Origin of the sequence: Halosolutus gelatinilyticus, assembly GCF_023028105.1 — an archaeon.
Taxonomy (GTDB): Archaea; Halobacteriota; Halobacteria; order Halobacteriales; family Natrialbaceae; genus Halosolutus; species Halosolutus gelatinilyticus.
Map to the genome: position 1 here is coordinate 3,191,409 of NZ_CP095491.1, position 25,338 is coordinate 3,216,746.

A 25,338-nucleotide genomic window follows, 5' to 3' on the forward strand; every position below is an offset into this window, starting at 1 on the left:
CCGGACCGCCGGCAGTTACGCGTCTCGCACGGCGATCGCGATCAGTCCCGCCCCGCACAGGCCGGCGATTCCCGCGCCGACGAACGCGGGCGCGTAGGTCCCCGCGAGATCGAACGTGAGGCCAGCGAGCCACGGCGCGGTCAGTCCGGAGACGGCGAACGAGAGCGAGACGAGCCCGAAGACGGCGTTCGGGTTCCCCGCCCCGAAGAGGTCGACCGTCAGCGGCGAGAGCAACGCGCCGTTGCCGCCGTAGGCGATGCCGAAGGCGACGGCGAACGCGTACAGCCCGATCGCGGAGTCGACGATCGGGAGAGCGAGGGTGGTCGCGCCCATCACGGCCGAACACGCGACGAAGGTTTCGATCCGACCGAGCCGATCCGCCAGGCCGCCGACGCCGATCCGGGCCGCGGCCGTCGTGATCCCAATCAGCGCGATGGCGACGGCGCCGGCTCCCTCGCCGAGGCCCGCCTCACCGGCGTAGGGGACGACGTGTACGAGAACGACGTACAGCGTCGCGTAGACGGTCACCCAGCCGGCGAACACGAGGAGAAAGAGCCGCGAGGTCGCCACGGCGGTCAGTTCCCGCCGATAGGCCGCCCAGTCCGGCGGATCGCGATCCGGCGGACCGGCGGGGAACTCGTTGCCGGGATCGACGCCCGCCGCGGCCGGATCGTCGGCGAACAGCGGCGCCACGAGGACGATCGCGATCGCGGCGCCGACGACGAGGACGAGGATGGCGTCGCGCCAGCCGGCGGTTCCGACGAGCGCGCTCGCGGCGGGCGCCGTCGCGACCATTCCGATCCCCAATCCGGCCGTCGCGATGCCGGTCGCGAGGCCGCGACGGCGCTCGAACCACCGCGGCACCGTCGCGTAGGAGACGACGTAGATCGCCCCGAGACCGATCGCGGTGACGACTCCGTAGGCGGCGAGCAGTTCGGCGTACGTCTCCGCCCGGCTAGTCCAGACGCCGCCGAGCGCGAGCGCGACCGCGCCGAACAGCAGGAGTCGCCGCACCCCGAATCGATCCGCGAGCACGCCCAGGGCGGCGGCGGCGAGGTAGATCACGACCGTCTGCAGGGAGAAGACGAACGAGACGCCCGATCGCGAGAGCGCGAGATCGCGTTGGATCGGTTCGAGAAAGACGCCGAACGCGTACGAGAGGCCGAAGACGACGAACGCGCCGACGAACCCGCCGGCGACGACGTGCCAGCCGCGATACACGTCCCGCCAGCCGCCCCCGATCACGTCACTAGGCCGAGAGGAGTCACTCGATCTCCGAACGGTCTCGCCGTCGGGGTCCATACGATCCAACTAACGAGACATTGTCACATAATTATTAGTATAAAGGTTGATGACATAGTTCCGATGTCGTCGAGAGAAACAACACCGGCACGCGGTAACGTCATCGAACGCGCGGGAGAACGGATCGCGAACGCGGTCGAGCGGTGGATGCCGAGTCCGTTCCTGTTCGCGGTCATCCTGTCTTACGTCGTCTTCGTGGTCGGAGTCGTCGTCGAGGGACAGGGGCCGGCGGACATGGTGTTTCACTGGTACGACGGGTTCTGGGCGTTCCTGACGTTCGCGATGCAGATGGTGTTGATCATCATGACGGGGTTCGTGATCGCGTACCACCCCTGGGTCAACCGCGGCCTGCAGCGACTCGCGGCCGTCCCTACCAGTAGCGGACAGGCGGTGGTCCTCGTCGGCGTCGTCTCGATGGCCCTCGCGTGGGTCCACTGGGGATTCAGCCTCGTCGTGGGCGCCATCTTCGCTCGAGAGATGGGAAAGGCGGCCTACCGAAAGGGCATCGACGTCCACTATCCCCTGCTGTGCGTGGCGGGGTACATGGGCCTCGGACTCACCTGGCACTGGGGCCTGTCCGGGTCGGCGCCCCTGTTGCTCGCGACCCCGGAGAACGAGTTCATCGAACTCGGAATCGTCGACGCTCCCCTCGGCACGTCGGCGACGATCTTCAGCACGTACGCGCTCGCGCTCACCGCGCTGTCGATCGCCTTCGCCGCGATCGTCCTGTACCTGCTGACGCCCCCGGCGGAGCGATCGACGGGGATCAGCGAGTACATTCCCGAAGAGGAATTGTTCGCGACGGCAACGGACGGTGGCGCTGACGACGAGGTCGCCGACGGGACTGCCGCTGGAGACGGCGCGGTGGGGGAATCGACGCCGGAATCCGGCGCGAGCGGGGGCGGGACGCCCGTTCCGGCCGAGCGGATCGACAACAGCCTCCTCCTCGGCGGCCTCATCGCGCTGACCGGCGTCGCCGTGGTCGCCTACCTGTTCGCGACCGAGGGGCTCGACGCCCTCAACCTGAACGTCCTGAACTTCGCGTTCCTGTTCGTCGGCCTGTTGATCTACACGCGGCCGGCCGTCTACCGCGAACGATTCGGCGAGGCCGCGGAGGCCGCCGCGGGGATCATCCTGCTGTTCCCGTTCTTCGCGGGCATCCAGGGGATGATGACCGGATCGGGCCTCGCGGAGACGATGGCCGAAGGGTTGCTCGCGGTCTCGTCGCCCGAGACGTTCCCCGTGATCGCCTGGCTCACCGCAGCGGTCGTCAACCTCTTCGTCCCCTCCGGCGGCGGCGAGTGGATCGTCCTCGGTCCGTCGGTCCTCGAGGCCGCCCAGGAAATGGGGGTTCCGATCGGGCAAGCGACGATGGCCTACGCCGTCGGGGACGCACACACGAACCTGTTGAACCCCTTCTGGGCGCTCCCGCTGCTCGCGATCACCCGGATTCGAGCCCGCGAGATGTTCGGCTACGCGATCGCGATGCTGCTCGCTCTGATCCCGTTCCTGGCGATCGTGCTGTACGTCCTACCGTACTGACCGCATCGGTTCGATCGGTCCCTCGTCCCGAATTCGATCGCGGCCGATCGGATCGCGACCAGCGCGGCCTCGGCGAGACTACTGGGCTTCGACGCGATCGTCGTCGAGCCACTCGCCCGCCCAGCACTCGATCTCGTCGAAGACAGGTTCGAGCGACTCGCCCTTCTCGGTGAGGCTGTAGTAGGTGGCGATCGGCGAATCCTCCTCGATGCGCCGTTCGACGAACCCCATCTCGCCGAGGTCGTCGAGGACCCGCGAGAGGGTACGGGCGTTCGCGCCGGTCGATCGCTTGAGTTCGTTGAACCGGTGTTCGCCGTCGAGTAACGTGTGGAGGACGGTGAGCCGCCACTGCGAGCCGATCTGCTCGAGGGACTCGATGATGGGACAGGCGGCGGCGTTCTGCTCGCGGGTCTCGGCGTCGGTCCGGGCTCGTGGCATGGCTGCCCGATCGTTGGGCCTCCACCACTATAGGGGTTCGGCACCGAACCAGCTAACGGAAGGTTAGCGCCTTTCGGACGGAGATGCAACCGCGATTGGAATCCCGACGACGATCGCTTGGGCCCTGCTCGGGCAGTACTGCCCGTTCGCCGCCGCGGCCTTCTTCGCGGTCAGAGCGATCGTCGAGCGGACCGATCCCGAGACGCCGTGAGGGACGGCGCCCCCGGAACACGTTATCGGCGTGACTGTTAAGACAGGCCGGCCGAAAGGGACCCGTTGTGCCATCCGACACGACGCGCCGCGGGCTGCTCGCCGGCGCGCTCGCGGCGGGCATCGGCGGCCTCACGCTCTCGTCGGCGCGGGAACTCCTCGACGCGTTCGCACCGCTGTCCGGCCGCGCCTGGAACGCGGCCGACCGATCGCTTCCCGAGTCGGTCGAGAGTCCATACGGCGAGGCCACCCTCCGGGTCGATTCGGACGGCGTTCCGCACGTCGCGGCGGACGACGAACCGGCGGTCTACTTCGCCGTCGGCTACGCGCAGGCGTTCGATCGCCTCTTCCAGCTCGATCTGCAACGGCGCGTCATGCGCGGGCAGCTCTCGGCGGTCGTCGGCGAGGCGACCCTCGAAGACGACGAGTTCCACGTCCGGATGGACTTCGCGGGCGCCGCCGAGGCGACGTGGGACGTCGTCGCCGAGACGCCGGCGGGACCGCTCGTCGAGGCCTACGCCGACGGCGTGAACGCCGCGATCGATCGCGAACCGCTGCCGCTGGAGTTCGAACTCCTCGAGTACGAGCCCCGGCCGTGGACGCCGGTCGATTCGATGCTGATGGAGAAACAGATCTCGTGGAACCTGACCGGGAACTTCGGCGAGCTCCGACGGGCGCTGGTCGCCGATCGGCTCGGCGCGGACCTCGCCGACGAACTCTATCCCGACCGGCTGGATCACGAGACGCCGATCCTGCGGGACGCGGTCGAGGCCGATCGGCTCGACGACGGCGACGATGCCGACGGTTCCGATCGCAGCGACGGATCTGGCGCCAAGAGGTCCGAGAGCGGCGGCGACGGCAACGGCGATAACGTCACCTCGGGCGAACAGACCGCGATCGGCGTGGCCCTGACGAGCTACCTCTCCCGGTTCGAGTCACCGCCAGGCGTCGGCTCGAACAGCTGGGTCGTCTCGGGCGATCACACCGTCAGCGGGCGACCGATCCTCGCCTACGATCCGCACCTCTCGCTGATGACGCCGCCGGTGTGGTACGAACAGCACGTCGAGACGCCCGAGACGTCGGTCCGGGGGGCGACGTTCCCCGGCGTGCCGTTCGTCGTCGTCGGGGCGAACGAGCGCGGCACCTGGTCGTTCACCAACGTCGGCGCCGACGTGCTGGACTGCTACCGGTACGAGATCGACGACGAGGGCGATCGGTACCGCTACCGCGGCGAGTGGCGCGAGTTCGAGACCGAGGAGCGCGAGGTCGTCGTCGCGGGCGGCGAGGATCGGACGCTCACCCTCCGCAAGACGGTCCACGGTCCAGTGATCGAGCGCGAGGAGCGGACGGTCGGCGTCGCGTGGACCGGCCACACCGCGACCCGGACGACCGAGGCGATCTACGAGTTCGGGCGCAGCGACGGGCTCGCCGACCTGCTCGAATCGACCCGGACGTTCGACCTGCCGACGCAGAACCTCGTCTACGCCGACGCCGACGGGCGGACGCTCTACTACGCGACCGGCAAGCTGCCGATCCGACGGATCAACGGGGAGGTCGTCTCCGGAAACCGAATCTTCGACGGCTCCGCAGGCGAGGGCGAGTGGGAGGGCTTCGAGCCGTTCGGCGAGTCCTCATGGGACGGGTTCGTTCCCTTCGAGGAGAAGCCCCACGCGATCGATCCCGACGTGCTGGCGACGGCCAACCAGCGGGTCGCCGACGATCCGAGCCACTACGTCGGCGTCGCCTACGCGTCGCCGTACCGCGGCGCGCGCATCTACGAGCGCCTCGACGAGCGGGTCGAGCGCGGCGAGCCGACCGACCTCCACTTCCATCGGGACCTTCAGGCCGACACTCGAGACGGCCGAGCCGACCAGCTCGTGCCGGAGCTTCTCGCGGCGATCGACGAGCGCGAGGGCCGCGACGACTCGGACGGTCGAGGCGTCTCGGACGCGGCCGCCGACGCCGCGGAAACGCTCGCCGACTGGGATCGCCGCATGGACCGCGACTCGGCCGGGGCGCTCGCGTTCGCGCGCTGGATCGACCACTTCCGGCAGCGCGTCTTCGAACCGATCTTCGAGGACGCGGACCTCGATTCGTCCTACCACCCCAACGACTGGGTGCTCGCGACGATCCCCGACGAGAGTCCCGTCTTCGAGGGCCGATCGCGGTCAGAACTCGCGATCGAGGCGCTCGAAGCGACGGTCGAGGAGATCGACGAAGAAGGGTGGGAGGTCTACGGCGACTGGAACACGACCGGGGCCGTCGAACACCCCTTCGGCTCGGAGGCGCCCTTCCTGAACTACCCGGAGCGCCCGGCCGACGGCTCTCCCGCGACCGTCATGAACTACCGCGTCGACGACGCGGTCGGCTCGAGTTGGCGGATGGTCGTCGAACCCGGCGGCGAGGCCACGGCGATCCTCCCCGGCGGCAACTCGGGTGACTACTTTTCGGCCCACTACGACGATCAGTTCCGGCGGTGGGTCGACAACGAACAGAAGTCCATGGCCCGGTCGATCGACGACGCGGAGACGACCGTCACCTTCGAGGAGGGATCGTCGTGAGCGCGCACGACGGCGAACCCGAACGCGATCTGGACGAGGCGCCTCGAGCGGCGTCGGCGACCGCACTCGATCGCGTCAGGACCGATCGACGAACGCACCTCGTCGCACTCGTCGCAGCGGTCGCGATCGGGCTGGTCGCCGCGTGGTTCCACTGGCTCGGCCTCGTCCTCGGCGGCGGGGCCGTCGCGCTCGTCGCCCCGTCGTTCCGGCGAGGGATCGGCATCGCGATCGGGTTCGGCCTCCTCGTCCTCGTCGTCTTCGCCGTCTCGCTCGGCGGCGCGACCTGGCCCGCGATCGAGATGGCGCCAGTCGTCTATCTGGTCGTCGCCAGCGCGATCGGGCTGCCGATGCTCGGCTCGTTGGTCAGAGGGATCGTTTGAGCCCCGATCACGGCGTCTTTAGTTTTGATCTGAATGACTATTCCAGGGGCACGTTTAGCGTGGCAACTTTCAGCAGCGCATCGGTTGAGAACACCACGAAAGCTCAGCCCCTTTCATCCCCCCTAGCCTGGCCGATCAGCCGATACGGGTGAGGCTTTCGTGGTGGTATCAGTTGTGACTATTCCGGAGTCAGCGTCTGAGTACACCGATCCTCGATCGCGTCGTCGATTTCCGGCCCGCGTACTGTTTTCCCGGATGCCGTCGTAGCCGCGGGCATGGAGTATACAACGCTCGGTGACACCGGCATGGAAGTGAGTCGGCTCTGTCTCGGCTGCATGAGCTTCGGTTCGAGCGACTGGCGCGAGTGGGTCCTCGACGACGAGGAGAGCGCGGAGATCATCGATCGAGCGATCGACCTCGGGATCAACTTCTTCGACACGGCGAACATGTACTCGCGTGGCGAGTCCGAGCGCATCCTCGGCGAGGCCCTGGAGGGCTACCGCGAGGAGTCGGTCGTCGCGACGAAGGGGTACTTCCAGATGCGCGAGGACGATCCGAACTCCGGCGGCCTCTCCCGGAAGGCGATTGAACAGGAACTCGCGGCCAGTCGAGAGCGACTCGGGATGGAGACGATCGACCTCTACCAGATCCACCGCTGGGACGACGACACGCCGATCGAGACGACCCTGCGGGCGCTCGACGATGCGGTTCGCCGCGGTCACGTCCGGTACCTCGGCGCCTCGTCGATGTGGGCCCACCAGTTCGCCGAGTCGCTGTACGCGAGCGACCGACTGGGGCTCGATCGGTTCGTCACGATGCAGAACCACTACAACCTCGTCTACCGCGAGGAGGAGCGGGAGATGCTGCCGCTGTGCGAGAAGGAGAACGTCGGCGTCCTTCCGTGGTCGCCGCTGGCCAGGGGCTACCTCGCGCGGCCCCACGAGGAGATCGACGCGACGAAACGCGGCGAGACGGAAGAGTACCTGTACGAGCACCCGTACCGCGAGGGCGGCGGGCGGGAGATCAACGAGCGGGTGGCGGAAATCGCCGCGGACGAGGGCGTCACCATGGCCCAGATCGCGCTCGCGTGGCTGTTGCACAAAGAGTGGGTCGACGCGCCGATCGTCGGCACGACGAGCGTCGCACACTTAGAGCAGGCCGTCGAGGCGATCGATATCTCGCTGTCGGCGTCGGACATCGCGTACCTCGAGGAGCCGTACGAACCGGTTCCGGTGTCGGGCCACTCCTGATACCGTCGTGATCGGCACGGGACACTCTCGAAGCGGGTTCGAAGATTCTTCGAAAATTCAGGGAATCTTCTCAACTACGGCGATCAGGTCCGCTTCCGTGCGCCACTCGTACAGCCGTTCCTCGGATTCGAGCAGATCGAAGACGCCGTCCTCCATCCAGCCGTAGGGGCGGTCCTCGTCCGGGTACTCCCGCTTGAGGACGTAGCTCTTGTCGAAGTACTCCTCGGTCCCGACGAGCAGCCCCTGTTCGACGAGGAAGCCGCTCGGCTCCTGCTCGGCGACGCCGACGACGTGCGTGACGAGGTCCGCAATCAGACAGAACTTCTGGATGCCGTTGTCCCAGCCGCCGCGGACGTCGGACATGCGGAACGCGTAGGCGCTTCGTCGGCGGTTGAGCCGATCGACGACGAGGTTCAGGCGGCGCATCTGCTCCCGATCGTAGTTTCCGAGGACGAAGTACGACCGGTCACGCTCGTAGATCGGCGTCAGTTCGCTCAGGGCGCGGAGGAGTTCCTCGTTGTCCGCGATCGAGAGGTCGTCCGCCGCGAGTCGATCCGTCGCGCTCGCGAGCACGTCTTCGGGAACCTGCGACTCGTCGGTCATGAGCGCCGTTTCACGCGGGTGCCTGATAGAATTTACCCACCCGTTTCCGATTCCGATTCTATCACCGGTTCCGATTCCACCGCCGACTCCGTTTCGAGTCGGTTTCGAATCTCCCGTACGCGCCCGTCGATCGGATCAGTTCCACGAGGCGGGAACGCACAGTCTGATTTACTGCAGAGTGATTTACTCCAGGGTAAACTACTTGGTGGCGGACGCCGTAGGTGGCGCCATGAGCACCGACGTGGGAGCGGCCGGGGGAACGGAGACTCGCGAACTCCTCCATTTCGTCACGCAAGAGACGCGGTTCGCGATCGTCGCCAACATCCTGCAACACCCCGAGCAGTTACCGTCGATGTACGAACTCGAGCAGTTGAATCCGAGCGTCAGCGACGCGACCGTATACAAGCACGTCCAGAAACTGATCGACATCGGTATCGTCGAGGAAGCCGCGCTTCCGGACGACGACCGACGACAGGGCTACCCCTGGAAGTTCTACGGCCTCACCGACGAGGGCCGTCAGTTCCTCGAAACGCACAATTTGCTCCGGGCGGAGGAGACCCTTCAGCGCATCTACGAGACGATTTCCGATAAATCCGAGAAGATGATCAGATACGAGAACGCGCCCCGACCCGATCGCTGACCGCCGACCACGCGGGGCCTGACGGGACGTCGGCGCGGGACCGTTGACTGCGACGCATCGATCGTCGGCGGGGTGGCCGCTCTCGGCCAGCCGTCGGATCGCCGCCGAATCGAGCCGATTAGGAGAGACGCGCGGCGATGTCGGCTTCGGTGATGATACCGACGGTTTCGCCGGCTTCGGTGATCATGACGGCCTTGTAGTGTTCCAGCAAGTTGCTGATCTCGTCGAGGGTCGCGTCCTTCGAGACCGTCGGGAAACTCTCGCTCATGTGGTCCCCGATGGGTTCGTCCCGGGCCTCCGAGTCGAGACGGACGAGATCGCTCTGGCTGATCGAGCCGACGGGGATCCCGTCCTGGATAACCGCCAGTTGCGAGTAGGCCTCGGCCTCCATCTTTTGTGCAGCCTCGCTGACCGGATCGTCGGGCGCGACGCTCACGACGGCTTCGTTCATCAGGTCCGCCGCGCGGATGACGTCGCTCTCGGCTTTTTCCAGGGCGTTGACGATGCGCCGCAGCGTCGACAGCCGCGGGTCGACGTCGCCGCCTTCGATTCGGGCGATCAGCGGCTGGGAGACGTCGGCTTTGTCGGCGAGTTTGCTCTGGGTCAGCCCGAGTTCCGTCCGGCGCTGGCGCAGGTCGGCAGGCGTGGGGAGTTCCATACCAATCAATAACTACGGGTTATAGAAAGCTGTTTGGGTGACACCCCGGCCGCCGATCACTCGTCGTCGGAAACCTCGACGATTTCGACCACCGACAGCGGCACGTCCCGCAGCGCGCCGCCGACCTCGCTCTTGGCGATTCGGGAGGCGTGCTCCTCGCCGTCGGCGTTGAACACTTCCATCTCGAGGCCGAGACCGACGAGCGCCGTATCGGCGGCGATGAACGCGGAGTCGAACGGTTCGCCACAGGCCGGGCAACCGGTCGCTCCGACCTCGACCTCCACGTAGTCCATGTCCGCGCTATTGAGTCGTTTCCCGGCTTCGCTGACGGCAACGCCGATCGCGTCGTCGATCGCGTCGACGTCACGGACCAGCCATGCAGCTTCCATCGCGACGAGATAGTTTCCCATACGTCGTGGTCGTCCCGGGGGGTTTCCTGCTTTGCGGTTCCGTTTGCCGCACCCGGAGCGACGGGCGGGACGGCGCCGAGGCGCGCACGTGAGTCCGATCATGCCCATAAGTTACGAGAATTGGCCGGGTGGATTCGGACCTGGATAGTCGAATTGCGAAATTACTCCGCCTCAAGTTGCCTCGATTTCAACCGGAGTTGAACCGCACGACTGCGCCGACCCAGTAGATAATTAACGACCATTATGGTTTTTGTAACTCAAGAAAGCTTATATACTACCCTCGTCTGAGCCACGGCTGAACGTGATGAAATCCCGCGTGTACCGCGCGACCCTGTTTGCACTGTACCAGCTGTGCATTGTGATCGGGATCGTCGCAATGCCGCTCGCCATGATCACCCGCCAGGTCGGAGTCACGCTGCCGCTGCACCGCCTCCTCGAGAGCGTCGGAGAGGCCTACGAGGCCGCACAGTCACAGATGGAATAAGCCGCCGATCGCACGCTCGTTTTGTCGCCCTCGAACTGCCGAGCGGTCGCACCGTCGGTCGATCGCTCGCAACCGAGTCGCCGAGGTCTGTTCGTGCTTCGCACACGCACACACGGGAGCAAAACAAGCAAAAAGCGGAAACGCCAGCGGTGACCGCCGGGGTTTTATATCGTGCCGGCCGTACCCTTCCGTCAATGCGTACACCATACGACTCGGACTTCTCCCGGACGGTCGACCAGATGGCCGACGATCCGAACCCGTACGAGCCCGAGATCGGCTCGCTCCCCCAGAACGACCTCTCGCGTGCCGATCTCCAGAACGTCAACAAGACCGGAACGACGACGATCGGCATCACGACGGCCGACGGCGTCGTCATCGCGACGGACATGCGCGCCAGTCTCGGCGGCCGATTCGTCTCGAACAAGAACGTCCAGAAGGTCGAGCAGATTCACCCGACCGGCGCGTTGACCCTGGTCGGGAGCGTCGGCGGCGCCCAGTCGTTCATTTCGAGCCTGCGCGCGGAGGTCAACCTCTACGAGGCTCGGCGCGGCGAGAACATGAGCATCGAGGCCCTCGCGACCCTCGCCGGCAACTTCGCTCGCGGCGGTCCGTTCTTCGCCATTCACCCGATCCTGGGCGGCGTCGACGACGAGGGCAGTCACGTCTACAGCATCGATCCCGCCGGCGGCGTCATGGAGGACGACTACACCGTCACCGGCTCGGGGATGCAACTCGCCTACGGTCACCTCGAACAGGCCTACGAGGAGGGGCTCTCGAACGAGGAAGCGAAAACGATCGCCGCTCGCGGCATCAAGTCCGCGGTCGAGCGCGACACCGGCTCCGGGAACGGCGTCTTCCTCTGTGAAATCACCGACGAGGGCGTCGAGATCCACGGCCACCACGACTTCGACGAAGTGCTCTAGAACGGGCTCGAACGCGGTTCGACGGCTTTTCACGCACGGTTCGATCGACTCGAAAGCGGGCCGTAATCGACCACGCCCAGTTTCGATCGCAGGGCGGATCGATGCGGTGAACGAACCGCCGACGGGAAAGCGAGAAAGGAGAGTTATTTGATCCGGGCGCGCCGCTCTACCGGAACCTCGGGTTCCTCGATCGCGACCGAGTGACCGAGATCGCTCGATCGGTAGATCGCGTCGATCACGCGCTGGACGGTCAGCGCCTCCTCGACCGTGTTGGTTTCGGCGCCCGTGCCGGCGACGACCGTTTCGAGGAACGCTTCGTCCTGCGTCCTGTGTCCGGTCAACGACGGATCGCCGCCGAGATCGACGTCCGCGTAGTGGTCACAGCCGGCGGTTCCGGCTTCGAGGATCGTCATGTTCGTATCGCCGATGTCGAAGCGCGCACCGGCCTCGGTGCCGCGGACGCGAAAGTCCATACTCTCGTCGCGGTTCGTAGCCCAGGCGGCTTCGAGCGAGATCGTCTGTCCGTCGGCACACCGGATGAACGCGCTGACCGAATCGTCGACCTCGTAGGTCTCCGCTTCGGCGTTCCAGTTGTCGCCGAATCCGTCGGGGTCGGCGTACTCCTCGCGCGTTCCAAACGTCGTCCGGGTGACGCCGGAGACCTCCGCGATCTCCGGGAAGTCGAGCGCGTAGAGGGCCAAATCGAGCGCGTGGACGCCGATGTCGAGCAAGGCGCCGCCGCCGGCCAGATCGGGATCGGTGAACCAGGAACCGGGACCGGGGACGCCGCGTCGTCGCACGTAGTTGGCTTCGACGTGCGTCAGATCGCCGAAGCGGCCGCGGGCGTGTTGTTCGTCGAACATGGCCATCGACGCGGCGTGGCGGTTATGGAAGCCGACCATGCAGACGGTGTCGCTTCTGGCTGCGGCCGCCGCGACGCGCTCTGCGCTTTCTAACGTGTGGGCGAGGGGCTTTTCGACCAGCACGTGACAGCCGGCCTCGAGCGCGTCGACGGTGATCGGTTCGTGAAATCGGTTGGGCGTGGTGACGACGACCGCGTCGACGTCGTCGTCGACGACGAGCCCCTCGTGTGTCTCATACGTCCTCGCGGCGAACTCGTCGGCGAACCGATCCCGCTGATCGGGAACGAGGTCGGCACCCGCGACGACGCTCGCGCCGAGGTCCTCGAGACTTCGTGCATGAAGATGACCCATTCCCCCGAGTCCGACGATCCCGATGCCGACTCCTGCCCTACTCATTCGAAACACCTGATTTCGTTGAGGGTCGTGTAAGCGATCGGTGAGAAACGAGTCGTTTCGACGTCAGTTGCGTGCGATTCCAGGAGTCCATAGAGGTACACAGGTAGCGACCAAAATAAGGGTTGTGACTGATTAATCTGTGCAATCGTTCTACCGTTCAGCGAGAATGATAGGATTTATCAGACAGTGACCGATTCTGACAGCAGTATCCAAACTTTTATCCGGTATTCGCGTCGAGAAACCGCCCGAGCTAAGATCGTCCGAGCGCGACAGTTCGGGTATGGGAGCCGTCACGATCTGGAACGAGTTTCGACACGAGCGCGAAGACGACGACGCCGCTGCCGTCTACCCCGACGGGATCCACGAGACGATCGCCGAGTTCTTGACCGATCGCGGCCGCGAGGTTCGAACTGCGACCCTGGACGAGCCGGAGCATGGACTCACCGAGGACGTGCTCGCGGAGACCGACGTCCTCTGTTGGTGGGGCCACGTCGCCCACGACGAAGTGAGCGACGAGGTCGTCGATCGAGTGTACGAGCGCGTGCTAGAGGGAATGGGACTGATCGTCCTCCACTCGGGCCATTATGCGAAGATCTTCAAGCGGCTCACGGGGACCTCCTGTAGCCTCCAGTGGCGCGAGGACGGCGCCACCGAGCGGCTGTGGGTCGTCGATCCCGGCCACCCGATCGCCGACGGCCTCGACGAGTCGATCGAACTCCCCGAGACCGAGATGTACGGGGAGCCGTTCGACATCCCGGAACCCGATCGGCTGGTGTTCGTCAGCTGGTTCGAGGGCGGCGAGGTGTTCCGCAGCGGCTGTTGCTACCGGCGCGGGAAGGGCCGGGTCTTCTACTTCCGACCGGGCCACGAGACGTACCCGATCTACGAGAACGAGGCCGTCCAGCAAGTCATCGACAACGCCGTCGACTGGGCCAGCCCCGTCGAGGGCTCGCCGCGATCGTTCGGCCGGCGAGACTGACGCGGCGGGACGGACGCCGCGGCATCAGCCGCTTCGCTGCGCGTCGACGAGTTCAACGGTGACGTCGAGGTCGACCCCGGCCGCGTCTTCCAGTCGATCGCGCACGCGATCGGCGAAATCGGGCGGCTCCCGTTCGCCGGGCGGCCGCTCGACGACGACGGTTACGGACGGCTGAGCACCCGTGTAGACGTCGACGAGTTCGTACTCGACGTCGACCGCTCGGAACCGAAGCTCTCCGAACACGGAATCGTCGCTCATCATCTCGAGTTCGGTCTGGATATCGTGCTCGACGGCGGCGGTCTGGTAGGTCCCGTAGGTGACGCCCCCGAGGACGACCGAGAGGACGGCGATCGCGACGAGGAGCACGACGACTCGCGATCGCAGCCGCCCGTAGGCGTGATCGACCCGATCCGACCGGTGAGGTCTGTATCCCGAGACCCACAGCACGATCAGCGCGGTGAGGTTGACCGAGAGCAGGTTGACGAGGACGAGCGTACCCGCGGTGACGACGACTTCGGGGTGTCCCCAGGCGATGCCGAGTCCGACGGTGGCCGCCGGCGGGACGAGGGCGATCGCGATCGCCACGCCGACGAGCACCGAGCCGACGTCGCGGACGAGGCTGATGATCCCCGCCACACCGGAGCCGAGCGCGAGAAAGAGCGCGAGCGCGCTCGGCGTGATTCGCTCTCTGACCTGCGGAACGGTCGTGATGTCGAATCCGGGCGGGAGCAACACGGTCCCTCTGAGCAGCCAGCCGAGCGCCGCCGCGGTCGCGATCGCGGCGAGGAGCCCACCGAGTTGCAGGACGACGCCCCGACTCGCGAGATCCTCGTCGTCGACGACGACGCCGACGCTCGCCGCGAGCGCCGGCCCCATCAGCGGTGCAACGACCATCGCTCCGATGATCGTCGCTGCAGAATCGAGCAACAATCCGGCCGTCGCGATCGCCGTACTCACCACGAGCAACAGGTAATACGTCGACGCCGCGGGTGCGAGCGCCGCGGCCCGCGACCGCAGTTCATCTCGCGAAATTCGGGTCCCGGCGGCGGGGCCCGAGGCGGTTCCCGATCGGTTCGAGATGATCGTCTCCGCGGTCGTGACGACAGTGTACGAATCCTCGTCGAGTCCGGCGGCGCGAAGCGCGGAGAGAAACGGTTCGACGGTTTCCGGCGAGGTGGGGATCGAGACGAGCGCCTCGAACTCTCCGCCGCTCGTCTCCTCGGAGACGGCGTACTCGACGCCCGTCGTATCGGCGGTCTCGAGAACGAGATCGAGATCGCCGTGCGGAACGAACACCTGTACCAGGCGCATGACACCTCTACGACGGACGAGGAGATAGCCTGTCTGCACGCGCGCGCGACTGTCAGGTTCCCGCGTCTCTCCGACGTCCCGATCGAACGGACGATCGACGGATCGAACCGGCGGCCGGGGCCTCTTCGACGATCGGTCGCGGCCGCGTCCGACCGCTCAGAATTCCTGGCGGCCGTCGTCGGTGATGACGCTGTCGAGCAGCGAAACGGGCGTGGCGTCGTAGGCCGGGTTCTCGACGGCGAACCCGTCCGCGGGTTCGGGCATGACTTCGCTGCCCGGTCGGAACTCGTTCTCGAAGACGAACCCCTCGGTGACGATCTTCGACGACGCGCCGACGACGGTGACGGGCACGTCGAGGTGGGCCGCAGTCGTCGCGATCGGGAAGGTTCCGACCCGGTTGTACAGCGTGTCGTCGACGATGCAGTCCATCCCGACGACGACCTGATCGCACTTCGGCAGGTAGAGTCCGTTCGCGCTGTCGATGATCAGGGTCGGGTCGATCCCGTCGAGTTCGGCGAGCGTCCGGGCCGTCTTGCGCCCGATGTATCGCGGCCGGGCCTCCGTGATGTAGACGTCGAACGACTTGCCGGCCTCGACCGCCCGTTCGAGGGCTTCGATCACCGTCGAGGAGTAGTCGTGAGTCAGCAGCGTCGCGCCGTCTTCGAGGTGGGCCACGGCGTTCTCCGCCGCTCGTCGCTTGCCCGACTCGACCTGCGCGACGACGTCGGCGATCGCCTCCGTCGTGTACCCCTTGGCTTCCTCGACGCTGTCGGCTCCCGTGGCCGTCACCTGGTCGACGACCGCGCGAACGGCGTTCTGCAGCGAGGCGTGCGAAGGATTCGCCCGACGGAGCGCTCGCCCGTTCCGTTCGAGCGCCCGCTCGTACTCCTCGACGGTGGCGAACTCGCGGTCGATCAGTTCCTCGAGGGCGCGGGTCGCGTTTACGGCGACTACCGAGGAGCTGTGGGTCTTCATCTCCTGGATTTCCTCGACCGTCTCGTCGATCATACCTGCACGAATTCCCGTCAGCGGCAAAGGTGTTCCGGGTACCGTCACCGGAAACGATCGGATCTCTGTCCCGAACGGACCGGGAACGAGGACGACGGACGCTCACGACAGTTCCCGAGCGCCGCCGCCGATCGGAACGCGGGGTGTACAGCGTTACTGCTGCTCCCACCGGCTCGGGGCCATCCCGAGACCGAGCACGATCGGTCGGTACGAAAACGCCACCACGAAGACGATGGCGAGTTCGAGCCAGAAGCTCGGCGATTCGATCACCGCGTTCAACGCCATCAGCGCGAGAAACAGGATCATCAGCATCACGACGTAGTGGACGGCGACTTCCCCGAGACCCTCCGTGTCCATGCCCGGTCTACGACGAGTACATGCAAAACGCTAGTCCCTTCGAATCAGGTACGCGTCGCGGACGTCCGATCGTCGGTTTGGATCACCCGATCGGTACTCGCGGATCACTCGATCGTCGCACCCCGTGCCCCGATCGTCACTCCTTGAACTCGAAGCCCCGACACAACTCGGCCTCGATCCGATCGACGAGCTCCTCGAGGACGACCTCGAACTGGTCGTGCTCGGCGACGTTCGGAACGCGATCGGCAGGGTTGTCCGGAAGGTCGACTCGGAACTCGCCGTTTCCCTCGTAAACGGGTTCGCTCTCGCTCAGTATCTGCCGATCGATCGCGCGGAGGACCTCTGAGTCGTACCGGCCGTGTAACTGCTGGTAGGCGTTCGAGTACGCCTCCTGGAGTTCCTCGAAGTAGTGGACGTACTTCTCCTCGAACTTCGCCGGGTCGAATTCGGTCATATCCGCCCGTTCGGGTGGAGACGGATAACGCTGGTGGGAGCGGGATTCGGGTGCCGATCGCCGACTCCCTCCGGTGAAGTCCGCAGGCTTACGTCCGTGACGGACCTAGTCCCGCCGATGACCGTCACCGTCCGATACGCCTGTCCGCACTGCGGCGCCGTCACCGGCGTCGAGCGCGCGCCCGATCTCGCGGACCGATCGGTCACCACGGTTCGCCAGCCGGGATGGGAGTACGCCCACCCGGACGACGAGAACCTCGAATCGGCCGACGGGATCGCGTTCGTCTGCGGCGAGGACGGCCCCGTCACCGATCCGGAGGGCGAACCGATCGACGGCTGCGGGCGGCCCTTCTACCTTAACTTCGTCCGGTACGAACGCGGCGTCGAACTCGATCCCGATCCGCCGACTTACGGCGGGCCGCGGTTCGATTTTAACGCGTAGTCATCGATCGTCCGGACCGCCTACCGGGTCACCGAGCGCTGGCACCGTCCGTAGTGAACACAATCCTTTTCGACCGCGGACCGCTGCTACCTGTATGGACGAATCCGCTGTTCGCGACCGCCTCCGGACGGTCGAAGATCCGGAACTCGGCGACGACATCGTCTCGCTCGGGCTCGTCAACGAGATCGCTATCGACGGCGATCGAGTCGATATCGATCTCGCGCTCGGCGCGCCGTACTCCCCGACGGAGACGGCCCTCGCCGGCGAGGTTCGCGGGGCGCTCTCCGAGGAGGGCCTCGAGGTCGATCTCTCCGCGAGCATCCCCGATCGCGACGACCTCGCCGCCGAGGAACAGGTCCTGCCGAACGTCAAGAACGTGATCGCCGTCGCCTCCGGGAAAGGGGGCGTCGGCAAGTCGACCGTGGCGGTCAACCTCGCCGCCGGCCTCTCGCAACTCGGGGCCCGCGTGGGGCTGTTCGACGCCGACGTTTACGGGCCGAACGTCCCCCGAATGGTCGACGCCGACGAGCCGCCGATGGCCACCGAGGACGAAACCCTCGTCCCGCCCGAGAAGTACGGCGTGAAGCTGATGAGCATGGCATTCCTCACCGGCAAGGACGATCCCGTCATCTGGCGCGGCCCGATGGTCCACAAGGTCATCACGCAGCTAACGGAGGACGTCGAGTGGGGCCACCTCGACTACCTCGTCGTCGACCTGCCGCCGGGGACCGGCGACACCCAGCTGACGATGCTCCAGACCATGCCCGTCACCGGCGCGGTCATCGTCACGACGCCCCAGGCCGTGGCGCTCGACGACGCCCGCAAGGGCCTCGAGATGTTCGCCAAGCACGACACCGTCGTGCTCGGCATCGCCGAGAACATGTCGACGTTCGCCTGCCCCGACTGCGGCGGCGAACACGACATCTTCGGCTCCGGCGGCGGCGAGGCGTTCGCCGACGAACACGAGTTGCCGTTCCTCGGGTCGATCCCGCTCGATCCGTCCGTTCGCGAGGGCGGCGACGGCGGCAAGCCGACCGTCCTCGCCGACGGGGATGGGACCGCAGACGCCTTCCGGACGATCGTCGAGAACGTCGCCAACAACACCGGGATCGTCCACCGGCGCAGCATCTCTCAAACGCAGCGCAACCGGGCCCCCTCCGCCGATCGATGACCGCCGCAGACGAGACCGAGGCGGACGATCGGTTCGAACCGGACCCGGAACGCGTCGCCACCCTCCGCGAAATCGCCGACGAGATTCGGGGCGAGACCAGCGAGAGCAAACAACTGGCGAACGTTCTGTACCGGACGAGCGACCTCTACGACGAGGACGAGGAGACGACGCCCGAAGAGATCGTTCGAAACGTGAAGTTCATCCTCGAGGTCGTCGAACGCGGCGGGCTCGATCGCTGACCGATCGAACCGCGCTCGAGTCGTCGACCGACGCCGAACGCCGTCGATCGTTCGAGTGTCCGTACTGCGTCGAAAGCGGCCGAATCCAACGCGGAGAACCGACCCGATAGCACGGCCGATCGGCGGAGCGCAGTCCATGCGTCCCCGCGGTTCGTGGTCTGGTAGCGGCGTCTCCGATCCGTGTCGATTCCGGTACTGACTGTCTGCTCATGTGCATTCGCGATCGGTCACGTGTCCCTGCACTATCCGATGAACGTATTCCCACACCTCGCACGTCGGTGGCTGCATTTCCATACCATCTGATGGTTCTTGTACCCATGCAAGGGTATTACTTATCCGAGTGTGGCCGCTCCGTCCGGATACGAACCAGCGACGAGGCGCCCGACGGCCCGTCACTGAATCCGGTGATTTCCATGACTAACGTAACGACACCGATCGAAGCCACGTTCGAACTGCAGCGCCAGTCGATCAAGCAAAGCCAGCAACTGTTCGAGAGCGGACTCGAAATGCAGGAAAACGCCGCCGAAACGCTCCTCCGCAACGGAATCGCGGCGCAGCGAAGCGCTCAGAGCCAGGGAACCGAACTCGTCCGCCAGCTCTTCGACGCCCAACTCGAGGCGTTCGAGGCGGCGATGGACGAGAACGGGTACGACGTCCGATCGACGATCGACCAGCAGTTCGAGGAGAACGCAACGCAGACCCAGGAACTGCTGAACGAGGGGTTCGAGCAGAGCGCCGACCTGTTCCAGCACCTGCTGCACGCGCAGTTCGACGCGATCGAATCGGTCCTCGACGCGGACGGGTACGACGTCCGGTCGGCCATCGACGAGGGGTTCGACGAGTTCGAACGGACGCAGGACGAAGCCTGGGACGAATTCGAGTCGGAGTTCCTCGATGCGTTCGACGACCTGACCGAGCAGCAGCAGACGGTGGTCGCCGAGTCAATCGAGTCGGTGATCGAGGCGCAACAGGAGACCGAACAGCAGGCGGTCGAGGGCGTTCGGCTCGCCGAGGAGGCGACCGAGAACGTCCAGCAACAGACCGAGCAGGCCACCGAGGCCATCCAGCAGCAATCCGAGCGGGTCACCGAGACCGTCAGGACGGCCCAGCAGCAAACCGGAGACGTCGCCGAAACGACTCGGGAGAGCACCCAGGATCTGGTCGGCGAAGCCGCCGAGGCGACCGCAGACGCGAGGCCGGAAACGAACGACGCGATCGAAACCGCGGCCGAAGGCGGGATTGAAGTTGCCGACGAGGGCCTGCAATCGATCGACGGCGTCGGCCGGACCTACGCCGATCGCCTCGCCGAAGCGGGCATCGAGACGATCGGCGACCTCGCCGACGCGCAAGCGAGCGCCGTCGCCGAAGCCGCCGATATCTCGGAAGCGAACGCCGCCCAATGGATCGACGCGGCGCGCTCCCAAGAATAATCGCAGCACCCGTTCGATTTTCGAACCTCGTCTCGTCGACCGCAGTATTTTGGCGCTCGCGTGAACGTTGCCCGTCAGGCGCGTTGCTTTTAGTTTTCTACCGCCAGGATCGAATGTGGACGCGAATCAGCGATCCCGAGCGAACCCCTTCGGCATGGACGAGGAGTGTCGGAACTGTCCGGCGCTCTGCGAGACGCGCACCAACGTCGTTCACGGCTACGGCGACGTCGGCGCTGACTTCCTGTTCGTCGGCGAGCGACCGACCGCGACCGCGGACGAGCTGGGGGCCCCGTTTGCGGCTCCCGGCGGTGCCGACGACGCGGCCGGAACCTCCCTTCGTCGGATGCTCGAACGGGTGGGCCTCTGCGACGCGACATCGCCCCCGGAGCGGCCGCGCGTCGAGAACGTCTACCTGACGAACCTCACCCGCTGTCGCGATCCCGATCGGCGACCCACCGACGAGGAGGTGGACACCTGCGAGCCCTACCTCAACGCGGAGATCCGGATGATCAACCCGGAGATCCTCGTCCCCGTTGGCGAGCGCGCCCTCGAGGAGCTCGGCGAGGAGTACACGACGACACCGGCGGAGAAGCTCTCGCTGCCGGAGACGCATGCGACCACGATCCGCGGCCGCGGCTTCGAGCTCGTCCCGATGATCGAGCCCCGCGAGCAGACCGACGACCAGACCCAGGCGTGGCTCGAGCACTTCGTCGAGCTGATGGCGTCGGACTACCGGCAGACGAAGGGGCGCCAGGAGCGCTAGAACCGAGTTCGGTCGGCGGGCGAAGGCGGACCGTCTACCAGTAGGGATTCTCGCGCCATCGCTTCGATCGAGCGCCGAGCAGCACCAGCGTCCCGACGGCGATCGCGGCGACGACGAGCGATCCGATCGTCGGCGCGAACCATGCGCCGGGAGAACCGAGCAGGTAGCCGTCGACGAACCCCCAGACGCCGACGATCCCCAGCAGGACGGCCGTGAGGGTCGCGAGCAACCCGGTACTCGTTCGAATATCCATACGGGACCGCACACGCTCGGGCCTCATAAGTCGTCGGGGGATGGCACGTCCCGTGCGGACCGGGCGGAAGCGCCGCGTTCAAGGCCGGCCGGGCCGGAGTGAGCGTATGATCATCGTGGTCCCGGTCGATCCGCCCCGGGACGGGCTGGTGCTGTCGTCGCTCGTCGATCGGACGCCGGTCTCGGAGTCGGAGGCGGTCGCGCTCTACGAGGCCGCAGCGACCGACGTGCTTCGGGCCGCCGCGTCGAGCGGCGGCGACTTGCTGGTCAACTACCGTGACGCGGAGGCCCTTCCCGACGACCACGCGAACGGCGATCCCGAGGCCGAGATCCGAGCGCTCGCGGCCGACGCCCTTCCGGACGTCGAAAACGTCCGATTCGAACGCCAGGTCGGGTCGACCCGCGCCGCCAGGGTCGGAAACACCGTCACCCACTTGCTCGAACGCGAGGACGCTCAGAGCGTCGGCGTCCTCGAACCGACGGCGCCGCTGGTGGCCCGGATGGAACTCGACGGCGCGGCGATGACCCTGCGCCGCCACGACGTCGTGCTCGGGCCGTCGACCGCCGGCGGGGTCTACTTCGCCGGCTTCGCCGAGACGATCGACTTCACCGACGCGTACGACGCGCCCGCGTTGTCGACGCTTTCGGCCCGAGCGGAGGAGGCCGATCGAAGCCTCGGATTCGCGCCGACGCTCCCGACGATCGAGACCGAAGCGGGGCTGTGCGCGACGATCGCGGGGCTCGACGCCCGATCGACGACCGACCGACCAGGAGGAGAGACGACGGCTGCGATCGTCGAGGAACTGGGGCTGGTCGTCGGGCCGGACCGGGATCTCGATCGGGGGTAGACCGATAACCATTTTTGGGCGCGAGGAAAAGGGGGTGGTGAGGTGGGGTAGCGAAGCGGCCTAACGCGCCTGCCTTGAGAGCAGGTGGCTGTCAAGCCTCATGGGTTCGAATCCCATCCCCACCGCCTTCTCGCGAGCACACCACGACGAGCGCAGTCGTTCGAGACGGCGAAGCCGTCTCGTGATGACGAAAGACGCGGAGCGTCTTTCGAACCACGAGGAGTATCGCGAGTGTGAAGGCGTCAAGACGGGGTTTCAATTAGACCAGTCGCGCGCAGCGAAGCGAGCACGTCTGGGCGTAGTTCGAATCCCATCCCCACCGTTTTTCCGCGACCTATTGGAGCGATTTCGTGAGCGACAGCGATCGAACCATCGTCTGCCTCCCGCTCACTCACCTCCATCATCCGATCGATCGCCGTCCTCGGGCACCGTGTAGTCGGGGATCCACGGCGGCATCGATCGGTCCTTCGACCACTGGAACAGGTGGCGCTTTTCGTTCGCGTAGTAGTAGCGGTAGGCGTCGACGACGTCGTCGGCCGTCCACCGTCCCGTGACCTGGGGCGGGTCTTCGGATCGATCGGTCGGCCATTCGAGGTCCCGAACCGCGTCGGCGTCCAGCGATCGAACGGTGGCCCAGCAGCCGTGTCGATCGTCTGACTCGTGGTCCCACCGGTACCGCCACTCCTCGTGGGCCGCCCGCGTGTACGCTTCGAGCAGCCGCCAGTTATCGTACGACCGCGCCGCCCATCGGGTGAGCGGGTGGTCGGGGTGCGTGAAGTACAGGTCCCGGCCCTCGGCCTCGGGCGGCGATTCCGGGTAGCCGTTCAATTGGATCGCGGTCGTGAGCACCATCGAGCACTCGAAGACGCTGCTCGTGACGTGTCGATCGACGAGCCACCTCGCGGTCCTCTCGAGGTCCCGATCGAGCCAGAATGCGTTGACCATCCCCGTTCGAGGCGACGTCGCGGAAGAGGGTAGGTGCCTCGCCTGCAGCGAGGCCAAGGCGGTGACGATCGAATGTGGTGAGAGGGATGCACGCGACGATCGCAGCGACGAGGGAACCGATGGGCGGATTGCTATCCGTCGCTCCCACGAGCGGGGTCGTCGACGTTCTCGCCCCGCTGTTCGCGATCGGTCTCGCGCTCGTTCACGTCTTCGCGGGCCGACTTCGATTCCTCAACGCGATCCCGCGAAGCCGATGGCTCTCGTTCGCCGGCGGCGTCTCAGTCGCGTACGTCTTCGTCCACATCCTCCCCCAGGTCGGGGCCGCCGCGGAGACGATCGACGAGAGCGGGACGATCCTCGCTGCGATCGACTACCACATCTACCTCGTCACGCTCGCGGGGTTCATCGCCTTCTACGGGCTCGAACGGTTCGCCGAGGTCGGGTTCGAGTCCCCCGTCGATCTCGCGGATTCGACCTCGAACGCCGAGTCGAACCACCCACGGCGAGCGGACGATCGTGACTCGTCGGACGGAGTCTTCTGGCTGCACACGGGGTCGTTCGCCGCGTACAACGCGCTGATCGGCTACCTCCTCGTCCACCCCGAGACGCCGGGTGCGGTGAACCTGGCGTTCTTTTTCGTCGCGATGGCGATGCACTTCGTCGTGAACGACGTCGGCCTCCGCGATCACCACGGGCGGTTCTACCGCGGATACGGCCGCTGGGTGCTCGCCGTGGCGGTAGTTCTCGGCCTCCTCGTCGGCTACGCGACGACCGTCGGCGAGTTCACGCTCGCGGTCCTGTTCGCGTTCCTCTCCGGGGGCGTCGTTCTCAACGTGATCAAGGAGGAACTCCCATCCGAGCGCCGCAGCAGGTTCTGGTCGTTCACCGCCGGGGCGGCGGGGTACTCGCTCCTGTTGCTCACCATCTAGGCCTCGTTGCACCTGTCTCCGGTGCGCCTATCCCGTCGGGGGTACGATACTCGAGTATGATCACTGCCGCCGCCACGAACGCAATCGGCGACCGATCGCGGACGCTTGAGACCGACGAGCAGACGGCGTCGAGACGGACGCGGGTTCCGGCGAGGGGGAGATGGTAGACGTCGCGCTCTCCGCGGCGCGGCTGGCCGGCGCGTTCTTTCTCGTCTTCCTGAACGGATTCTTCGTCGCCGCCGAGTTCTCGTACGTCCGGATCCGATCGACGGCCGTCGAAACGCTCGTCGAGGAGGGGCAGGCGGGATCGGAACTCCTGCAGGAGGCCGTCGAAAACCTCGACGACTACCTTGCCGTCACCCAGCTGGGGATTACGATCGCCTCGCTGGGACTCGGCTGGCTCGGCGAACCCGCCGTCGCGGCGTTGCTCGAACCGGTTCTCGCCCCCGTCCTGCCCGAGGGCACTCTCCACCTCGTTTCGTTCGCCATTGGCTTCGGCTTCATCACGTTCCTGCACGTCGTCTTCGGCGAACTCGCGCCGAAGACGATATCCATCGCCGAGGCCGAGCGTGTCGCCCTGCTGGTCTCCCCTCCGATGAAGGTCTTCTACTACCTGTTCGTCCCCGGAATCATCGTCTTCAACGGGACGGCGAACTTCTTCACGCGCCTGATCGGCATCCCGCCCGCTTCGGAAACCGATGAAACGCTCTCCGAGGAGGAGATTCTGACCGTGTTGTCGCGCTCCGGGCACGAGGGAGAGATCGATAAGGGCGAAGTGGAGATGATCGAGCACGTCTTCGAACTCGACGACACGGCCGTCCGGGAAGTCATGGTCCCCCGACCGGACGTCGTTTCCGTCCCCGCCGATCTCCCTCTCTCGGAACTTCGATCGCTGGTCCTCGACGCGGGTCACACCCGGTATCCGGTTCTCGACGCCAACGACGGCGACCAGATGGTCGGTTACGTCGACGTCAAGGATCTGTTGCGGGCGATCGACGCCGACGACGGCGACGGGCAGTGGGACCACGCGACGGTCGGGGACATCGCACGAGACGTGCCGGTCGTCCCCGAGACCGCCACGATCGGCGACCTCCTGCGACAGTTCCAGCGCGAGCAGCGCCAGCTCGCCGGGGTGATCGACGAGTGGGGCGTCTTCGAGGGGATCGCGACCGTCGAAGACGTCGTCGAAGCGGTCGTCGGCGACCTCCGCGACGAGTTCGACGTCGACGGCCGCGAACCCTCGATCGATCGCCGCGAGGACGGTGCGTACCTCGTCGACGGGGCCATTCCCCTCTCCGAGGTCAACGAGCGCCTGGACGCCGATTTCGAAGCGGACGAGTTCGGAACGATCGGCGGCCTCGTCCTCGATCGACTGGGGCGCGCGCCGGAGGCTGGCGACCGAGTCGAGGTCGACGGTTACGCGCTCACGGTCGATCGCGTCGACGGCGCTCGCGTCTCCTCGATCGTGATTCAGGAGGGACAGCGGCGGGGAGAGTCAGTCGAGTATGACGAGTCCGATCAGTCCAACTGACCGACGCTGTCCGACACCGG

28 protein-coding genes and 1 tRNA gene are annotated in these 25,338 nt (G+C 66.2%); 17 read left to right on the forward strand and 12 right to left on the reverse strand.

The genetic code is table 11. From position 1 onward, the window contains the following. Positions 1-15: 15 nt before the first annotated feature. On the reverse strand, positions 16-1,302 hold the full coding sequence (locus MUH00_RS15640; protein ID WP_247000135.1) for an MFS transporter: 1,287 nt from the start codon (positions 1,300-1,302) through the stop codon (positions 16-18). A 63-nt stretch (positions 1,303-1,365) separates the two neighbouring features. On the opposite strand from MUH00_RS15640, the gene MUH00_RS15645 reads away from it, so the two are divergent. Continuing rightward, the gene (locus MUH00_RS15645; protein WP_247000137.1) at positions 1,366-2,844 is read left to right on the forward strand and encodes a short-chain fatty acid transporter; all 1,479 of its coding nucleotides are present in this window, start codon (positions 1,366-1,368) and stop codon (positions 2,842-2,844) included. 78 nt (positions 2,845-2,922) lie between these two features. Here the strand turns inward: MUH00_RS15645 and MUH00_RS15650 are convergent, their stop codons facing one another. Continuing rightward, positions 2,923-3,282 carry a winged helix-turn-helix transcriptional regulator gene (locus tag MUH00_RS15650; RefSeq protein WP_247000139.1) on the reverse strand — a complete coding sequence of 120 codons (360 nt, stop codon included), beginning with the start codon at positions 3,280-3,282 and terminating at the stop codon, positions 2,923-2,925. 278 nt (positions 3,283-3,560) lie between these two features. Between MUH00_RS15650 and MUH00_RS15655 the strand changes: the two genes are divergently transcribed. The 3 genes from MUH00_RS15655 to MUH00_RS15665 all read left to right on the forward strand — a co-directional run bounded on the left by MUH00_RS15655 (position 3,561) and on the right by MUH00_RS15665 (position 7,683). Next, positions 3,561-6,053: a penicillin acylase family protein gene (locus MUH00_RS15655; protein ID WP_247000140.1), complete on the forward strand. Its 2,493-nt coding sequence runs from the start codon at positions 3,561-3,563 to the stop codon at positions 6,051-6,053. Beyond that, the gene (locus MUH00_RS15660; protein ID WP_247000143.1) at positions 6,050-6,433 is read left to right on the forward strand and encodes a hypothetical protein; all 384 of its coding nucleotides are present in this window, start codon (positions 6,050-6,052) and stop codon (positions 6,431-6,433) included. Before MUH00_RS15655 ends, MUH00_RS15660 begins: the two co-directional genes overlap by 4 nt. Positions 6,434-6,708: 275 nt before the next feature. Beyond that, complete coding sequence (locus tag MUH00_RS15665; protein WP_247000146.1) at positions 6,709-7,683, forward strand: aldo/keto reductase; 975 nt, start codon at positions 6,709-6,711, stop codon at positions 7,681-7,683. 57 nt (positions 7,684-7,740) lie between these two features. Here MUH00_RS15665 and MUH00_RS15670 read toward each other — a convergent pair whose 3' ends face one another. Continuing rightward, positions 7,741-8,286 (reverse strand): DUF8170 family protein, encoded by a 546-nt coding sequence (locus MUH00_RS15670; protein ID WP_247000148.1) that lies wholly within the window; start codon positions 8,284-8,286, stop codon positions 7,741-7,743. 229 nt (positions 8,287-8,515) lie between these two features. On the opposite strand from MUH00_RS15670, the gene MUH00_RS15675 reads away from it, so the two are divergent. Then, complete coding sequence (locus tag MUH00_RS15675) at positions 8,516-8,926, forward strand: helix-turn-helix domain-containing protein (protein WP_247000150.1); 411 nt, start codon at positions 8,516-8,518, stop codon at positions 8,924-8,926. A 118-nt stretch (positions 8,927-9,044) separates the two neighbouring features. On the opposite strand, the gene MUH00_RS15680 is transcribed toward MUH00_RS15675, so the two are convergent. Further along, a complete protein-coding gene (locus MUH00_RS15680) occupies positions 9,045-9,584 on the reverse strand; it encodes a CBS domain-containing protein (RefSeq protein WP_247000152.1) in 540 nt (179 codons plus the stop codon). Between the two features lie 56 nt (positions 9,585-9,640). Then, positions 9,641-9,994, reverse strand: a complete 354-nt coding sequence (locus MUH00_RS15685; protein WP_247000155.1) for a DUF555 domain-containing protein — start codon at positions 9,992-9,994, stop codon at positions 9,641-9,643. A gap of 304 nt (positions 9,995-10,298) precedes the next feature. Here MUH00_RS15685 and MUH00_RS15690 point away from each other — a divergent pair, with 304 nt between their 5' ends. Together MUH00_RS15690 and psmB are read left to right on the forward strand one after the other, a co-directional pair. Next, entirely contained in the window at positions 10,299-10,478 is a 180-nt protein-coding gene (locus MUH00_RS15690; protein WP_247000157.1) for a hypothetical protein, read from the forward strand. Positions 10,479-10,672: 194 nt separating this feature from the next. Continuing rightward, positions 10,673-11,401 carry an archaeal proteasome endopeptidase complex subunit beta gene (gene psmB / locus MUH00_RS15695; RefSeq protein ID WP_247000159.1) on the forward strand — a complete coding sequence of 243 codons (729 nt, stop codon included), beginning with the start codon at positions 10,673-10,675 and terminating at the stop codon, positions 11,399-11,401. A gap of 143 nt (positions 11,402-11,544) precedes the next feature. Here the strand turns inward: psmB and MUH00_RS15700 are convergent, their stop codons facing one another. Continuing rightward, positions 11,545-12,660: a Gfo/Idh/MocA family protein gene (locus MUH00_RS15700; protein ID WP_247000161.1), complete on the reverse strand. Its 1,116-nt coding sequence runs from the start codon at positions 12,658-12,660 to the stop codon at positions 11,545-11,547. Positions 12,661-12,940: 280 nt separating this feature from the next. On the opposite strand from MUH00_RS15700, the gene MUH00_RS15705 reads away from it, so the two are divergent. After that, positions 12,941-13,639: a ThuA domain-containing protein gene (locus MUH00_RS15705; protein ID WP_247000164.1), complete on the forward strand. Its 699-nt coding sequence runs from the start codon at positions 12,941-12,943 to the stop codon at positions 13,637-13,639. Positions 13,640-13,663: 24 nt separating this feature from the next. On the opposite strand, the gene MUH00_RS15710 is transcribed toward MUH00_RS15705, so the two are convergent. The 4 genes from MUH00_RS15710 to MUH00_RS15725 form a co-directional block, all read right to left on the reverse strand. Further along, positions 13,664-14,950, reverse strand: a complete 1,287-nt coding sequence (locus MUH00_RS15710) for a TIGR00341 family protein (protein WP_247000166.1) — start codon at positions 14,948-14,950, stop codon at positions 13,664-13,666. 156 nt (positions 14,951-15,106) lie between these two features. After that, on the reverse strand, positions 15,107-15,958 hold the full coding sequence (locus tag MUH00_RS15715) for an eIF2B alpha/beta/delta subunit family protein (RefSeq protein ID WP_247000167.1): 852 nt from the start codon (positions 15,956-15,958) through the stop codon (positions 15,107-15,109). 153 nt (positions 15,959-16,111) lie between these two features. Continuing rightward, on the reverse strand, positions 16,112-16,315 hold the full coding sequence (locus MUH00_RS15720; RefSeq protein ID WP_247000169.1) for a hypothetical protein: 204 nt from the start codon (positions 16,313-16,315) through the stop codon (positions 16,112-16,114). Positions 16,316-16,451: 136 nt separating this feature from the next. Then, positions 16,452-16,769, reverse strand: a complete 318-nt coding sequence (locus MUH00_RS15725; RefSeq protein WP_247000171.1) for a DUF5783 family protein — start codon at positions 16,767-16,769, stop codon at positions 16,452-16,454. A gap of 117 nt (positions 16,770-16,886) precedes the next feature. Here MUH00_RS15725 and MUH00_RS15730 point away from each other — a divergent pair, with 117 nt between their 5' ends. From MUH00_RS15730 to MUH00_RS15750, 5 genes are all read left to right on the forward strand, one after another. Further along, positions 16,887-17,210: a DUF7969 family protein gene (locus MUH00_RS15730; RefSeq protein ID WP_247000173.1), complete on the forward strand. Its 324-nt coding sequence runs from the start codon at positions 16,887-16,889 to the stop codon at positions 17,208-17,210. A 94-nt stretch (positions 17,211-17,304) separates the two neighbouring features. Beyond that, positions 17,305-18,381, forward strand: coding sequence for an Mrp/NBP35 family ATP-binding protein (locus MUH00_RS15735; RefSeq protein WP_247000175.1), 1,077 nt, complete (start codon positions 17,305-17,307; stop codon positions 18,379-18,381). Then, positions 18,378-18,620, forward strand: coding sequence for a DUF7976 family protein (locus MUH00_RS15740; protein WP_247000177.1), 243 nt, complete (start codon positions 18,378-18,380; stop codon positions 18,618-18,620). Before MUH00_RS15735 ends, MUH00_RS15740 begins: the two co-directional genes overlap by 4 nt. Before the next feature lie 413 nt (positions 18,621-19,033). Further along, the gene (locus MUH00_RS15745; protein WP_247000179.1) at positions 19,034-20,050 is read left to right on the forward strand and encodes a helix-hairpin-helix domain-containing protein; all 1,017 of its coding nucleotides are present in this window, start codon (positions 19,034-19,036) and stop codon (positions 20,048-20,050) included. Positions 20,051-20,165: 115 nt separating this feature from the next. Continuing rightward, the gene (locus MUH00_RS15750; protein ID WP_247000181.1) at positions 20,166-20,813 is read left to right on the forward strand and encodes a uracil-DNA glycosylase; all 648 of its coding nucleotides are present in this window, start codon (positions 20,166-20,168) and stop codon (positions 20,811-20,813) included. Positions 20,814-20,847: 34 nt separating this feature from the next. Here the strand turns inward: MUH00_RS15750 and MUH00_RS15755 are convergent, their stop codons facing one another. Further along, positions 20,848-21,066, reverse strand: a complete 219-nt coding sequence (locus MUH00_RS15755) for a hypothetical protein (RefSeq protein WP_247000183.1) — start codon at positions 21,064-21,066, stop codon at positions 20,848-20,850. Between the two features lie 106 nt (positions 21,067-21,172). Here MUH00_RS15755 and MUH00_RS15760 point away from each other — a divergent pair, with 106 nt between their 5' ends. Both MUH00_RS15760 and MUH00_RS15765 read left to right on the forward strand, forming a co-directional pair. Next, on the forward strand, positions 21,173-21,913 hold the full coding sequence (locus MUH00_RS15760) for a hypothetical protein (RefSeq protein WP_247000185.1): 741 nt from the start codon (positions 21,173-21,175) through the stop codon (positions 21,911-21,913). A gap of 41 nt (positions 21,914-21,954) precedes the next feature. Beyond that, a tRNA-Ser gene (locus MUH00_RS15765) sits at positions 21,955-22,038 on the forward strand. A gap of 262 nt (positions 22,039-22,300) precedes the next feature. Here MUH00_RS15765 and MUH00_RS15770 read toward each other — a convergent pair. Beyond that, positions 22,301-22,858: a hypothetical protein gene (locus tag MUH00_RS15770; protein WP_247000186.1), complete on the reverse strand. Its 558-nt coding sequence runs from the start codon at positions 22,856-22,858 to the stop codon at positions 22,301-22,303. Between the two features lie 119 nt (positions 22,859-22,977). On the opposite strand from MUH00_RS15770, the gene MUH00_RS15775 reads away from it, so the two are divergent. Together MUH00_RS15775 and MUH00_RS15780 are read left to right on the forward strand one after the other, a co-directional pair. Then, the gene (locus tag MUH00_RS15775; protein WP_247000188.1) at positions 22,978-23,787 is read left to right on the forward strand and encodes a hypothetical protein; all 810 of its coding nucleotides are present in this window, start codon (positions 22,978-22,980) and stop codon (positions 23,785-23,787) included. A gap of 160 nt (positions 23,788-23,947) precedes the next feature. After that, complete coding sequence (locus MUH00_RS15780) at positions 23,948-25,318, forward strand: hemolysin family protein (protein WP_247000191.1); 1,371 nt, start codon at positions 23,948-23,950, stop codon at positions 25,316-25,318. Positions 25,319-25,338: the final 20 nt, after the last annotated feature.

Coding starts and splice junctions, on each gene's coding strand:
- MUH00_RS15730 (WP_247000173.1), top strand. CDS start 16,887: ATGACCGTCACCGTCCGATACGCCTGTCCGCACTGCGGCGCCGTCACC.
- MUH00_RS15770 (WP_247000186.1), bottom strand. CDS start 22,858: ATGGTCAACGCATTCTGGCTCGATCGGGACCTCGAGAGGACCGCGAGG.
- MUH00_RS15675 (WP_247000150.1), top strand. CDS start 8,516: ATGAGCACCGACGTGGGAGCGGCCGGGGGAACGGAGACTCGCGAACTC.
- MUH00_RS15680 (WP_247000152.1), bottom strand. CDS start 9,584: ATGGAACTCCCCACGCCTGCCGACCTGCGCCAGCGCCGGACGGAACTC.
- MUH00_RS15645 (WP_247000137.1), top strand. CDS start 1,366: ATGTCGTCGAGAGAAACAACACCGGCACGCGGTAACGTCATCGAACGC.
- MUH00_RS15640 (WP_247000135.1), bottom strand. CDS start 1,302: ATGGACCCCGACGGCGAGACCGTTCGGAGATCGAGTGACTCCTCTCGG.
- MUH00_RS15665 (WP_247000146.1), top strand. CDS start 6,709: ATGGAGTATACAACGCTCGGTGACACCGGCATGGAAGTGAGTCGGCTC.
- MUH00_RS15735 (WP_247000175.1), top strand. CDS start 17,305: ATGGACGAATCCGCTGTTCGCGACCGCCTCCGGACGGTCGAAGATCCG.
- MUH00_RS15720 (WP_247000169.1), bottom strand. CDS start 16,315: ATGGACACGGAGGGTCTCGGGGAAGTCGCCGTCCACTACGTCGTGATG.
- MUH00_RS15670 (WP_247000148.1), bottom strand. CDS start 8,286: ATGACCGACGAGTCGCAGGTTCCCGAAGACGTGCTCGCGAGCGCGACG.
- MUH00_RS15700 (WP_247000161.1), bottom strand. CDS start 12,660: ATGAGTAGGGCAGGAGTCGGCATCGGGATCGTCGGACTCGGGGGAATG.
- MUH00_RS15755 (WP_247000183.1), bottom strand. CDS start 21,066: ATGGATATTCGAACGAGTACCGGGTTGCTCGCGACCCTCACGGCCGTC.
- psmB (WP_247000159.1), top strand. CDS start 10,673: ATGCGTACACCATACGACTCGGACTTCTCCCGGACGGTCGACCAGATG.
- MUH00_RS15705 (WP_247000164.1), top strand. CDS start 12,941: ATGGGAGCCGTCACGATCTGGAACGAGTTTCGACACGAGCGCGAAGAC.
- MUH00_RS15740 (WP_247000177.1), top strand. CDS start 18,378: ATGACCGCCGCAGACGAGACCGAGGCGGACGATCGGTTCGAACCGGAC.
- MUH00_RS15725 (WP_247000171.1), bottom strand. CDS start 16,769: ATGACCGAATTCGACCCGGCGAAGTTCGAGGAGAAGTACGTCCACTAC.
- MUH00_RS15650 (WP_247000139.1), bottom strand. CDS start 3,282: ATGCCACGAGCCCGGACCGACGCCGAGACCCGCGAGCAGAACGCCGCC.
- MUH00_RS15685 (WP_247000155.1), bottom strand. CDS start 9,994: ATGGGAAACTATCTCGTCGCGATGGAAGCTGCATGGCTGGTCCGTGAC.
- MUH00_RS15745 (WP_247000179.1), top strand. CDS start 19,034: ATGACTAACGTAACGACACCGATCGAAGCCACGTTCGAACTGCAGCGC.
- MUH00_RS15780 (WP_247000191.1), top strand. CDS start 23,948: ATGGTAGACGTCGCGCTCTCCGCGGCGCGGCTGGCCGGCGCGTTCTTT.
- MUH00_RS15775 (WP_247000188.1), top strand. CDS start 22,978: ATGGGCGGATTGCTATCCGTCGCTCCCACGAGCGGGGTCGTCGACGTT.
- MUH00_RS15715 (WP_247000167.1), bottom strand. CDS start 15,958: ATGATCGACGAGACGGTCGAGGAAATCCAGGAGATGAAGACCCACAGC.
- MUH00_RS15690 (WP_247000157.1), top strand. CDS start 10,299: ATGAAATCCCGCGTGTACCGCGCGACCCTGTTTGCACTGTACCAGCTG.
- MUH00_RS15710 (WP_247000166.1), bottom strand. CDS start 14,950: ATGCGCCTGGTACAGGTGTTCGTTCCGCACGGCGATCTCGATCTCGTT.
- MUH00_RS15760 (WP_247000185.1), top strand. CDS start 21,173: ATGATCATCGTGGTCCCGGTCGATCCGCCCCGGGACGGGCTGGTGCTG.